Below are 12,278 nucleotides of genomic sequence, written 5' to 3'. Positions count from 1 at the left end.
GGCGTTCGCCAAGGGCGGCACCGAGGGCTGGATCCTCGGCGCCTGCGCCCTGCTGGGCGCGGCCATCACCGCGTACTACATGACGCGCGTGATGCTGATGACGTTCTTCGGCGAGGAGCGCTGGCGCAACGCCCCGACGCCGTCCCCGGCCGAACCGGACGTGGAGCCCGCCGCCGAGACCCGGGGCGAGTACACCCCGCCGCACCCGCACGAGTCGCCGAAGGTCATGACGATCCCGATGATCGTGCTGGCCGTCGGATCGGTCGCGGGCGGTGCCTTCTTCAGCATCGGCGACCGCTTCCTGCACTGGCTGGAGCCCGTCACCGGGCACGACCACGGCCACCCGCCGATCAGCGCCCTGACGGTGACGCTCTCCACGGTCGCCGTGATGGTCGTCGGCGTGGCCATCGCCTGGACCCAGTACGGGCGCCGTCCGGTCCCGGCCGTCGCCCCGCGCGGATCGCTGCTCACCCGGGCCGCCCGGCGCGACCTGCTCCAGGACGACTTCAACCACGTGGTCCTGGTGCGCGGCGGCGAGCACCTCACCCGCTCGCTGGTCTACGTCGACCACACCCTGGTCGACGGGGTCGTCAACGGCACGGCGGCCTCGATGGGCGGCCTGTCCGGGCGGATGCGCAGGCTGCAGAACGGCTTCGCGCGGTCCTACGCGGTCTCGATGTTCGGCGGCGCGGCGGTCCTGGTCGCCGCGACCCTGCTGATGAGGGCGGTCTGATACCGATGTCCTTTCCTCTGCTGACAGCCACGGCGGTGCTCCCGGCCATCGGGGCGATCGCCACGGCCGCCGTACCGGCCGCGAAGCGCACGGCCGCCAAATGGCTGGCCCTGCTCTTCTCGCTCGCCACGCTGGTCCTGGCGATCGTCGTCCTGGTGCGCTTCGACCCGGACGGCGACCGCTACCAGCTCACCGAGTCCCACGCCTGGATCGCGGACTTCGGGGTCCGTTACGAACTGGGCGTGGACGGCATCGCGGTGGCGCTGATCGCGCTGACCGCCCTGCTGATCCCGTTCATCATCCTGGCGGGCTGGCACGACGCCGACCCTTCCCCGAGCTCCCAACATCGTTCGAGCAGGGGAGGCACCGAGGAGACGGGCACTGAGCCCACCAGCATCGCTGAGGGACGGTGGCGGCCCACGCAGGGCTTCTTCGCCCTGATCCTGGCCGTCGAGGCGATGGTGATCCTCTCCTTCGAGGCCACCGACGTCTTCCTCTTCTACATCTTCTTCGAAGCCATGCTGATCCCGATGTACTTCCTCATCGGCGGCTTCGGGGACCGGGCCCACGAGCACGGGGAGAAGGCGGCGGCCACGCAGCGGTCGTACGCGGCGGTGAAGTTCCTGCTCTACAACCTGGCCGGCGGTCTGATCATGCTGGCCGCGGTGATCGGGCTGTACGTGGTCGCGGGGAACTTCTCGCTCACCGAGATCGCCGAGGCACGGGCCAACGGCTCGCTCGACATGGCGACCAGCACCGAACGCTGGCTGTTCCTCGGCTTCTTCCTCGCCTTCGCGGTGAAGGCGCCGCTGTGGCCGCTGCACACCTGGCTGCCCAACGCCATGCAGGAGTCCACCGCGCCGGTGGCCGTGCTGATCACGGCGGTCGTCGACAAGGTGGGCACCTTCGCGATGCTCCGCTTCTGCCTCCAGCTGTTCCCGGAGGCCAGCAAGTGGGCGACGCCGGTCATCCTCGTGCTGGCGGTCATCAGCATCATCTACGGCGCGCTGCTCGCGGTCGGTCAGCGCGACATCAAGCGGCTGATCGCCTACGCGTCGATCTCGCACTTCGGCTTCATCATCATGGGCATCTTCGCGATGACCAGCCAGGGCCAGTCCGGCGCGACGCTCTACATGGTCAACCACGGCATCTCGACCGCCGTCCTGATGCTGATCGCCGGTTTCCTGATCTCGCGGCGCGGATCGCGGCTCATCGCCGACTACGGCGGTGTGCAGAAGGTCGCCCCGGTGCTCGCCGGCACGTTCCTGATCGGCGGTCTGGCGACCCTCTCCCTGCCGGGGCTCGCGCCCTTCGTCAGCGAGTTCCTGGTCCTGGTCGGCACGTTCACGCGCTACCCGGTGATCGGCATCATCGCCACCTTCGGCATCGTCCTCGCCGCGCTCTACACCCTCGTCCTCTACCAGCGGACGATGACGGGCCCGGTGAAGCCCGAGGTCGCGGCGATGCCCGACCTGCGGGTGCGGGAGATCGCGGTGGTGGCGCCGCTGGTCGTGCTGCTGGTCTTCCTGGGCGTCTACCCGAAGCCCGTCACGGACGTCGTGAACCCGGCGGTGGAGCAGACCATGTCCGACGTTGAGAAGAAGGACCCCCAGCCCGAGGTGGAGGCGGCCAAGTGAGTGCAACAGCCGTCCACAACCTGTGGACAACGGCGGCGGTCGCGGCCGACCCGATCTCGAAGATCGACGCGCCGAAGATCGAGTACGGACAGCTCGCGCCCACCCTGATCGTCGTCGGCGCGGCGATCATCGGGGTGCTGGTCGAGGCGTTCGTACCGCGCAAGTCGCGCTACTACGCGCAGATGTTCGTCTCCGCGGTCGCCCTCGCCGCCGCCTTCGCCGCGGTCGTGGCGCTCGCGGCCGACGACTACGGCACCACCAAGGCGGGCATCGCGGCGATGGGAGCCATCGCCGTCGACGGGCCGGCCCTGTTCCTGCAGGGCACGATCCTGCTGACGGCCCTGGTCGGCCTGTTCACCTTCGCCGAGCGCCGGCTCGACCCGGCGGCGCACGGCAACCGGGTCGACTCCTTCGCCGCGCAGGCGGCCTCCGTGCCGGGCAGCGACAGCGAGAAGAAGGCGGTCAAGGCCGGGTTCACCACCACCGAGGTGTTCCCGCTGCTGCTCTTCGCGGTCGCCGGCATGCTGATCTTCCCGGCGGCCAACGACCTGCTGACGCTCTTCGTGGCGCTCGAGGTCTTCTCGCTCCCGCTGTACCTGCTGTGCGCGCTGGCCCGCCGCAAGCGGCTGATGTCGCAGGAGGCGGCGGTCAAGTACTTCCTGCTCGGCGCGTTCGCCTCCGCGTTCACGCTGTTCGGCATCGCGCTGCTGTACGGCTACGCGGGCTCGATGTCGTACGCGACGATCGCGCAGGTCGTCGACGGCACGGTCCAGGACGTCAACCCGGCGCTCGCCGACACCATGGGCAACGACGCGCTGCTGCTCGTGGGCGCCGCGCTCCTGGTGATGGGCCTGCTGTTCAAGGTCGGCGCCGTGCCCTTCCACATGTGGACGCCGGACGTGTACCAGGGCGCGCCCACGCCGGTGACCGGGTTCATGGCGGCCGCGACCAAGGTGGCGGCGTTCGGCGCGCTGCTGCGGGTGCTGTACGTCGTGCTGCCGGGCCTGCGCTGGGACTGGCGGCCGGTGATGTGGGCCGTCGCGATCGTCACCATGCTGGGCGGTGCGATCGTCGCGATCACGCAGACCGACATCAAGCGGCTGCTGGCCTACTCGTCGATCGCGCACGCGGGCTTCATCCTCGCCGGTGTCGTCGCCGCCACGCCGAGCGGTGTGTCGTCCGTCCTGTTCTACCTGGCGGCGTACTCGTTCGTGACGATCGGCGCGTTCGCGGTGGTCACGCTGGTCCGGGACGCCGGCGGCGAGGCGACGCACCTGTCCAAGTGGGCGGGGCTGGGCCGCCGTTCCCCGCTGGTGGCGGCGGTGTTCGCGGTGTTCCTGCTGGCCTTCGCGGGCATCCCGCTGACCTCCGGTTTCGCCGGGAAGTTCGCCGTGTTCAAGGCGGCGGCGGAGGGCGGGGCGGCCCCGCTGGTCGTGATCGGTGTGATCTCGTCGGCCATCGCGGCGTTCTTCTACATCCGCGTCATCGTCCTGATGTTCTTCAGCGAGCCGCGCCCCGAGGGCCCGACCGTCGCGGTGCCGTCACCGCTGACGATGACGGCGATCGGGGCGGGCGTGGCGGTCACGGTGGTGCTCGGTGTGGCACCGCAGTACTTCCTGGAGCTGGCGGGCGACGCGGGGGTGTTCGTGCGCTGACGGCGCGCCCGCCGGCGGACGAGGCGGCCCGGCACCCCTGGAACCCGGGGGGAGCCGGGCCGCTGCCGTCCCGCCGGCCGTGCGCGGGCCGCTCGCGCCGGAAGCGGACCCGTGCCTGTGGACAACTCCGGGGCTGTCGGTGCGGGCCCCTATCGTGGAGGCAGTGGTCGAGGGACGACTCACGGGGGCACGGTGATGGGCGGTAGTGGCGGGATGACAGTGACGCAGAGCGAGGCGCTGGCCGCGCTGCACCGCGTGTTCGGGTACGAGGCCTTCCGCGGTGAGCAGGAAGCGGTCATCGAGCACGTGGTGGCGGGCGGAGACGCGGTCGTGCTCATGCCGACCGGTGGCGGCAAGTCGCTGTGCTACCAGATCCCGGCCCTGGTCAGACCGGGTACGGGAGTGGTCGTCTCCCCGCTCATCGCGCTGATGCAGGACCAGGTGGACGCGCTGCGGGCGCTGGGCGTGCGGGCCGGGTTCATGAACTCCACGCAGGACTTCGACGAGCGGCGGGTCGTCGAGGCCGAGTTCCTCGCCGGCGAGCTGGACCTGCTGTACCTCGCGCCGGAGCGGCTGCGGCTGGACAGCACCCTGGACCTCCTCTCGCGCGGCAAGATCTCCGTCTTCGCGATCGACGAGGCGCACTGCGTGTCCCAGTGGGGGCATGACTTCCGGCCGGACTACCTGATGCTCTCGCTGCTCGGCGAGCGATGGCCGGACGTGCCCCGGATCGCGCTCACGGCGACGGCCACCCACGCCACGCACCGTGAGATCACCGAGCGGCTGAACATGCCGACGGCCCGGCACTTCGTGGCGAGCTTCGACCGCCCCAACATCCAGTACCGGATCGTGCCGAAGGCGGACCCCAGGAAGCAGCTGCTGAGCTTCCTGCGCGAGGAGCACCCCGGGGACGCGGGCATCGTGTACTGCCTGTCGCGCAACTCCGTCGAGAAGACCGCCGAGTTCCTCACCCGCAACGGCATCGAGGCGGTGCCGTACCACGCGGGCCTCGACGCGGGGACGCGTGCCGCGCATCAGGCGCGGTTCCTGCGGGAGGACGGTCTGGTCGTGGTGGCGACCATCGCGTTCGGGATGGGCATCGACAAGCCCGACGTCCGGTTCGTCGCCCACCTCGACCTGCCCAAGTCGGTCGAGGGCTACTACCAGGAGACGGGGCGCGCGGGCCGCGACGGACTGCCGTCCACGGCATGGATGGCCTACGGGCTGGGCGACGTCATACAGCAGCGCAAGCTGATCCAGTCCGGCGAGGGCGACGAGTCCTTCCGGCGGCGGGCGGGCCAACACCTGGACGCGATGCTCGCCCTGTGCGAGACCGTTCGGTGCCGGCGCGGTCAGCTCCTCGCCTACTTCGGCCAGGACCCCGACCCGGCGGGCTGCGGCAACTGCGACACCTGCCTCACCCCGCCGGAGACCTGGGACGGGACCGTCGCGGCGCAGAAGGTGCTGTCCACGGTGGTGCGGTTGCAGCGGGAACGCGGGCAGAAGTTCGGCGCGGTGCAGATCGTGGACATCCTGCTGGGGCGGCGCACGGCCAAGGTCATCCAGTTCGACCACGACCAGCTCTCCGTGTTCGGGATCGGCGAGGAGCTGACCGAGGCCGAATGGCGTGGCGTCGTCCGGCAGTTGCTCGCCCAGGGACTGCTCGCGGTCGAGGGCGAGTACGGCACTCTGGTGCTCACCGAGGCCAGCGGGGCGGTGCTGCGGCGGGAGCGGGAGGTGCCGCTGCGCAAGGAGCCGAAGAAACCGGTGACCTCCCGGTCGGGCGGGTCGGGACCGTCGGGCTCGGGGCGGGGCGAGCGCAAGGCCAAGGCCGCCGCCGCCGAGCTGCCCGCGGCACTCGTGCCGGCCTTCGAGGCCCTGCGTGCCTGGCGTGCCGAGCAGGCCCGCGAGCAGGGCGTCCCGGCGTACGTCATCTTCCACGACGCCACGCTCAGGGAGATCGTCACGGTCTGGCCCACCTCGGTGGCCGAGCTCGGCGGGATCAGCGGGGTGGGGGAGAAGAAGCTGGCCACGTACGGGGAGGGCGTGGTGGCGGTGCTGGGGGCACTGGGCGGGCCTTCCGGCGCGGCGGTGGAGGCCGAAGCCGGACGGGCGGAGGCCCCGCCGCACGCGGCGGGGGAGGAGGCCCGGGGCGACCGGGGAGACCAGGAGGACTGGCCCGGGTTCGAAACGGAACCGGAACCCGAGCCGGACTGGGCGTAGGGCGCGCTTCGCTCCCGGCTACGGCAGTGCCGTCAGCCCCGGGGCGAAGGTGATCAGCAGGGGGAGCAGCGGCACCAGCGCCGCCACGGTCGTCGTCAGGGCGCGGTGGCGGCGGCCGAGGCGGGGCGGGGGCTCCAGGAGGCGGTCGACGCGCTCGCCGAGCAGGCGGTGGCTGGAGGCGCAGGACAGGACCCCGCGGTGCTGGTTGAGCTCGATCAGCGCCAGGGCCGTGGTCAGGTGGCCGCAGCGGCGGGAGGCCGTGTCGTCGGCGGCCAGCTCGACCAGGCGGTGGGTCTGGTCGCAGAAGTGGGTGAACAGCGGGATGCGGGGGAAACCGGTGGCCAGGGCGGTGGAGAGGTGCAGCAGCCAGTCGTGGCGGGCGCGGGCGTGACCGCGCTCGTGGGTGAGGACGGCGTCGAGCTGGTGGTCGGTGAGGCGGTGCAGGGCACCGGTGGTGACGATCAGCTGGGGCGGGTTGCCCGGCATCCACCAGGCGTCCGGGTACTCGTCCTCCAGGACCAGCAGGGGACCACGGGCCGTGGGGAGGCCGGCGGGCAGATCGGGGGCGCGTTCGCGCAGATGCGCCCGGGCCCGGGCGCGTCGCCGGCGGGCCTCGACCAGCTCGCGCCCGAGCATGGCCGTCGTCCAGGCGGCCCCGCAGGCCAGCAGCACGGTGAGGGCGGCGGCCCAGGGCGGCGCGGCGGACAGGTCGTACGCCGCGGTCACCGCGGGCGGGGCCGGGGCGAAGAGCTGGGCGCGGACGGTGCCGAAGACGGCTGCGGCGCCCAGGGCGAGAGCCGTCACGCAGCACAGCAGGACGGTGGCGACCAGGCACTGCCACACCCACAGGGCGACCACCGGTTCCCGTTCCGGCCACTTCGCCCGGGTCAGCGCACGGGGGACGGGCACGGCGGCCGTCACGGCGACAACGCTCAGCAGGAGCAGGCAGACGGTCATGCCACGGACTCCGGGTCCTGTCGGAAGAGGGCGGCTTCGGGTCGTGCGGGGTCGTGCGTGAGGTGAGGACGGCGCGGTGCGCGTGCGCACGCGCACACACCGCCCGACGCCAAGTATGACGGCGAAGGGCGGTGCGAGTCAGGGGGCGGTCGAGATCCGGGTGCCCGCTGTGATCCGGGTGCGCGCCGTGATCGGGGCGCCGGCCGGGGCGGTCAGGCCGTGGGAACCACCCGTCCCGTGACCTCGCCGAGGCCCACGCGGGCGCCGTCCGGGCCCGGTGCCCAGGCCGACAGGGTCACGACGTCGCCGTCCTCCAGGAACGTCCGCTTGCCGTCGGGGAGTTCGAGTGGGTCGCGGCCGTTCCAGGTCAGTTCGAGGAGCGACCCGCGTTCCCGCTCGGCGGGGCCGCTCACCGTGCCGGATCCGTACAGGTCGCCGGTGCGCAGGGAGGCACCGTTGACGGTCATGTGGGCGAGCTGCTGGGCGGCCGTCCAGTACATGGTGGAGAAGGGGGGTTCGGAGACGACGTGGCCGTTGACGGCCACGGAGATCCGCAGGTCGTAGCCGGCGGATTCCTCGTCCGAGTCGTCCAGGTAGGGCAGCAGCGCGTGGGTGCGCTCCGGCGGCGCCACCCGGGCCTCCTCCAGGGCGTCCAGCGGGGTGATCCAGGCCGACACCGAGGTGGCGAAGGACTTCCCGAGGAACGGGCCGAGGGGGACGTACTCCCACGCCTGGATGTCGCGTGCGGACCAGTCGTTGAGGAGGCAGAGGCCGAAGACGTGGTCGCGGAAGTCGCCGAGCGGCACCGGCCGGCCGGGCTCGGACGGCACGCCGACCACGAAGCCGACCTCGGCCTCGATGTCCAGCCGGACGGACGGGCCGAAGACCGGGGCGGGATCCGTGGGCGCCTTGCGCTGACCCGAGGGGCGCACGACGTCGGTGCCGGACACCACGACCGTGCCGGAGCGGCCGTGGTAACCGATCGGCAGGTGCTTCCAGTTGGGGGTCAGGGAGTCGGCGGCGTCGGGGCGGAAGATCTGGCCGACGTTCCGGGCGTGGTTCTCGGAGGCGTAGAAGTCGACGTAGTCCGCGACCTCGAAGGGGAGGTGCAGGGTCACCTCGGACAGCGGGTGGAACAGGGGCTCGACGGTCTCCCGGTGCGCCGGCACGGTCACCCACGCCGTGAGCGCCCGCCGCACGTCCGACCAGGCCGTACGGCCCGCCGCCAGCAGCGGGTTCAGGGTCGGGCGGGCGAGCAGGGAGGCGTAGGGGGAACCGAGGGCGTGGGCCGCCGCACCGGCGTCGAGGACGTGGTCGCCGAGCCGGACACCCACGGTCCGCTCCGACGAGCCGGGCGGCGAGAACACGCCGTACGGCAGGTTGTGCGGGCCGAAGGGATCGCCCTCGGGGACATCGAAGGGGGGCATCGGGTGCTGCCTCTCTTTCGTGTGCGCAGGTGCTCCACGTGTCCGTGGCCGTGCCACACGTTACGGGTGACACGGCGGTCTTGGGCAGAGGCGGCACGGTGGTGCGGGGGCGGAAGGGTCCGGTGGGCGGGGCGCGCGGCGGCGGAAGGGCTCATGCACCGCTTCCCCTCGCGTACCGGAAGTTATCCACAGGACGCGATGCAATCTTGACGGAGTGGTGCGAACGGGGCGACTCTGGGCGGGTGCCGGAAGGCCTCGGGGAGGGGGCGTTTCCGATGGCACACAGGGGGGCGGATGGCCATGGGGGAGGCCGGCCCGGGTTCGGTGCGCTCCGGCTCGCAGCCGAAACGGCTGGAGGAGACGGTGCGCGGCCGGCTCGGCCGGGAATGTGTGTACGTGCCGTCGTGCAGATTCGGGTTGTTCGTGGCGCTGCGCCACTGGTGCCCGCCGGGCGGCCGGGTGTTGATGTCGCCGGTCAACGACGACGTCATCTTCTTCGTCGTGCTGGCGGCGGGGCTGCGGCCGGTGCAGGCGCCGCTGAACCCGCTCGACGCGTCCATCGACATCGATGCCGTGCCCGGCGACGTGTGGGGATCGCTCTCCGCCGTGCTGACGACGAACCTGTACGGCAATCCGGATCCGGTGCCGGAACTGCGGGCGCGCTGTGAGGCGTTGGGCATCCCGCTGCTGGAGGACGCGGCGCACGCCATCGGCAGCGAGGCCGGCGGCCGGCCGGTCGGGGCCTGGGGCGACGCCTCCGTCTTCAGCCTCTCCAAGCACGTCGGCGCGCAGGCGGGGGGCATCCTGTCGTGCGCCGACCCGGACCTCGGCGCGGCGCTGCGGGAGGCCTGCGGCCGGCTCCTCACCCCGCGCCGGCCGGTGTCCGAACTCGCCTACGCGGTACGGCCGTACGCCGAGGCCGCCGTGCGGGGGCTGGGGCTGCGGCGGGCCGCCCGGGCCGCGATGCGGCTGCTGGGGCCGGCGGAGCGCGACGGGATCAGGATGCCGTTGCGTCCGGACGCGCTGTCCCGTGCCGTCGGTTCGGCCCCGGACCTGGCCGCGCACGACGCCTGGGTCCGCGTCGACATGCACCACTACCGCCTGGAGTCCGGCCCGTTGCGGCTGCGGCGGATCCGGCACCGGCTCGGGCGGCTGGACGAGGTGCTGGAGGCGTCCCGGGAGGGCACCGCGCTGCTGCTGGCGACGCGGTGGGCCCGGCCGCGTGAAGGGAGCGGGGTGCAGCCGTTGTTCCGGGTGCCGCTGTTCGTGGCGGACCGGGACGCGGCGATCGCGGCACTGGCACGGCGCGGGATCGTCGTCGGCTACCTCTACGACCCGCCCCTCGACGACTACGCGGGGGAGGTCTTCACGGACCTGTCGCCCGCTCCCGAGGCGGCACGCTGGTTCGCGCGGCATGCGCTGCCGGTGGATCCGCTGCGGGCACGGCAGGCCGTCGACGCGCTGGAGCGGTCCGGGGCGCGGCCGGCCGAGCCGCCGGAGACCCTGACGCGGCGGAGTGCCCCGCCGCGGGACCGGGCGTGGCACCCGGCGCCGGGCGGGGAGAGCGGTACGGTGCGGCGGGGGGCGACGACGGCGAAGGAGCTGGGACCGTCTCGTGGCTGAGATCCAGGTGCACGAGCCCGCCGCGGCGCGCGCCGACGGCGGCCCCCGGTCCGCCGGGAACGGGTCCGGTTCCGACTCCCTGTTCAAGAACGCCTACTTCCTGATGCTCAGCACGGGCGTGTCCGCCGTCCTCGGTCTGGGGTTCTGGCTCGTGGCCGCCCGCTACTACTCGGAGGACGCCGTCGGGCAGGGCTCCGCGGCGATCGCCGCGATGCGGCTGCTCGCCAGCGTCACGGCGACCACGATGATCGGCGCCGTGGTCCGCTTCGTACCGCGCGCGGGCCGTGAGACGGGACGCCTGGTGTGGGGCGTGTACGGGGTGAGTTCGCTGGTCGTCGCCCTGGCCGCGGGCGTCTTCCTGCTCACGCTCGACCAGTGGGGCGCGTCCTACGAACCGCTCGGCACGCCGATGGCCGGGGCGCTGTTCGTCGCGGCGTGCGTGGCCTGGGCGCTGCTCACGCTCCAGGACGGGGTGCTGACGGGACTGCGCAAGGCCGAGTGGGTGCCGGCCGGGAACGCCGTCTTCTCCGTCGGGAAGCTGGTCCTCCTGGTCGTCTTCGCGGGCGCGCTGCCCGTACTGGGCATCTTCGTGTCCTGGGCCGTGGCCATCGCGTTCTCCACCCTGCCGCTCGGCTGGCTCGTCTTCCGCCGGCTCATCCCGCGCCAGGCCGCCGCCGACCGGAACGTGGAACCGCCGCCGCTGCGGGACATGGGCCGCTTCCTGGCCGGGGACTCGCTCGGCGCGCTGTTCAGCCTGGCGATGATCAACCTGCTGCCGGTGATGGTCGCGGTCCGCTTCAGCGCCGCGGAGAACGGCTACTTCTACGTGGCGTACACCGTCGGCGGCACCATGGAGTTCATGGCCATCAACATGGCCTCGTCGCTCACCGCCCACGCCTCGCACGACCCGCGTCAGCTCGCCGACGGGGTGCGGGGGGCCCTGCGCAGGATGACGCTGCTGCTGGTGCCGGTGGTGCTGGTGCTGGTGGTCTTCGCGCCCCAGATCCTCACGCCGTTCAGCGCCGACTACTCCGAGCACGGCTCGACGGTGCTGCGGCTGCTCGCGCTCGGGGCACTGCCCAGGGTGGTCGTCGAGCTGTACATCGGAGTGCTGCGGGTGCAGGGGCGCACCGGTGTGCTCGCCGCGCTCCAAGGGGCCATGTGCGTGCTGGTGCTGGGCAGCGCGGCCGTGCTGTTCACCCCGGCCGGGATCGCGGGGGCCGGGTGGGCGGTGCTGATCAGCATGACGCTGATCGCGGTCGTCTCGGTGTTCGGGCTGCGCTCGGCGCTGCGCGACAGGACCGGCGGGCCCGTGGACCGGCCCTCCACCGGTCCCGACTACGGCACGCGCTGGGCCCGGCTGAACGCCACCGCCGGGTACGGCACGGGCTGGGCCCGCCGGGCGGCGTACGAGGCCGGGGACGGGGACGAGAACGCCGGTGAGGCCGGTGAGGACACGGTCACGCTGTTCATCGGCAGCCCCGGATACGAACGGGAGGCCCTTCAGGCGGACACGCTGGCCCTCATCGTGCGGCCGCACACCCCGAAGACACCGAAGCTCCCGGAGGCGCCGCTCTTCCCGGGGGCCGGACCCGACGCGCCGGGGGCGGTCCGGCAGACGAGGGCGAGCGGCGGGGACGGCACCGGCGAGGCGGTCGAAGACGGTGCGGGACGCGAGGAGGCGGCCGAGCGGGACGGACACGAGCGGGACGGACAGCCGACCCGGGAGCGGACGGAGGAGAGGGACCGGACGGAGGAGAAGGAGCACGGGGAGCAGCGAGAGCCCCGGAAGCGGGAGCCGGTCGCGCGGGACGAGCCGCGTGACCGGGACGAGGCGGACCGGCCCGCGAGTGCGGCCGTGCCGCGGGCCGGCCGCCGCTCGCCGCGGAGCGCGGCGCCGCGCCCCGGCCGGCCCGCATGGGCCGCCGACGCGCCGTCAGGCGGGCGCGCGGGGGAGGGGGGAGAACCGGCGGAGGTGAGCAGCGCGCCCTGGACGACGCAGGCACACGCCTCCACGGCCGGG

At 72.8% G+C, this 12,278-nt stretch carries 7 protein-coding genes and 1 pseudogene; 6 read left to right on the top strand and 2 right to left on the bottom strand.

The window, feature by feature from the left end; genetic code table 11:
- The 4 genes and pseudogenes from RIM90_RS09905 to recQ form a co-directional block, all read left to right on the top strand.
- Positions 1 to 733, top strand: a pseudogene (locus RIM90_RS09905) (NADH-quinone oxidoreductase subunit L); the annotation flags it as partial.
- A gap of 5 nt (positions 734 to 738) precedes the next feature.
- A complete protein-coding gene (locus tag RIM90_RS09900; RefSeq protein ID WP_309060233.1) occupies positions 739 to 2,370 on the top strand; it encodes an NADH-quinone oxidoreductase subunit M in 1,632 nt (543 codons plus the stop codon).
- Complete coding sequence (gene nuoN, locus RIM90_RS09895) at positions 2,367 to 4,025, top strand: NADH-quinone oxidoreductase subunit NuoN (RefSeq protein WP_309060232.1); 1,659 nt, start codon at positions 2,367 to 2,369, stop codon at positions 4,023 to 4,025. The genes RIM90_RS09900 and nuoN overlap by 4 nt, the downstream gene beginning before the upstream one ends.
- Before the next feature lie 213 nt (positions 4,026 to 4,238).
- Positions 4,239 to 6,248: a DNA helicase RecQ gene (gene recQ / locus RIM90_RS09890; protein ID WP_309060231.1), complete on the top strand. Its 2,010-nt coding sequence runs from the start codon at positions 4,239 to 4,241 to the stop codon at positions 6,246 to 6,248.
- An 18-nt stretch (positions 6,249 to 6,266) separates the two neighbouring features.
- Here the strand turns inward: recQ and RIM90_RS09885 are convergent, their stop codons facing one another.
- Positions 6,267 to 7,205 (bottom strand): M56 family metallopeptidase, encoded by a 939-nt coding sequence (locus RIM90_RS09885; protein ID WP_309060230.1) that lies wholly within the window; start codon positions 7,203 to 7,205, stop codon positions 6,267 to 6,269.
- Between the two features lie 212 nt (positions 7,206 to 7,417).
- Positions 7,418 to 8,632: a fumarylacetoacetase gene (gene fahA / locus RIM90_RS09880; RefSeq protein ID WP_309060229.1), complete on the bottom strand. Its 1,215-nt coding sequence runs from the start codon at positions 8,630 to 8,632 to the stop codon at positions 7,418 to 7,420.
- Between the two features lie 294 nt (positions 8,633 to 8,926).
- Here fahA and RIM90_RS09875 point away from each other — a divergent pair, with 294 nt between their 5' ends.
- Complete coding sequence (locus RIM90_RS09875; protein ID WP_309060228.1) at positions 8,927 to 10,255, top strand: DegT/DnrJ/EryC1/StrS family aminotransferase; 1,329 nt, start codon at positions 8,927 to 8,929, stop codon at positions 10,253 to 10,255.
- The coding region (locus tag RIM90_RS09870; protein ID WP_309060227.1) for a lipopolysaccharide biosynthesis protein at positions 10,248 to 12,278 on the top strand (2,031 nt) is incomplete at its 3' end. The genes RIM90_RS09875 and RIM90_RS09870, both read left to right, overlap by 8 nt.

Origin of the sequence: Streptomyces sp. (assembly GCF_031181555.1) — a bacterium.
Classification (GTDB): domain Bacteria; phylum Actinomycetota; class Actinomycetes; order Streptomycetales; family Streptomycetaceae; genus Streptomyces; species Streptomyces fimbriatus.
Note: the sequence above shows the minus strand (reverse complement) of the source record. Positions and strands in the feature narration are given on the sequence as shown.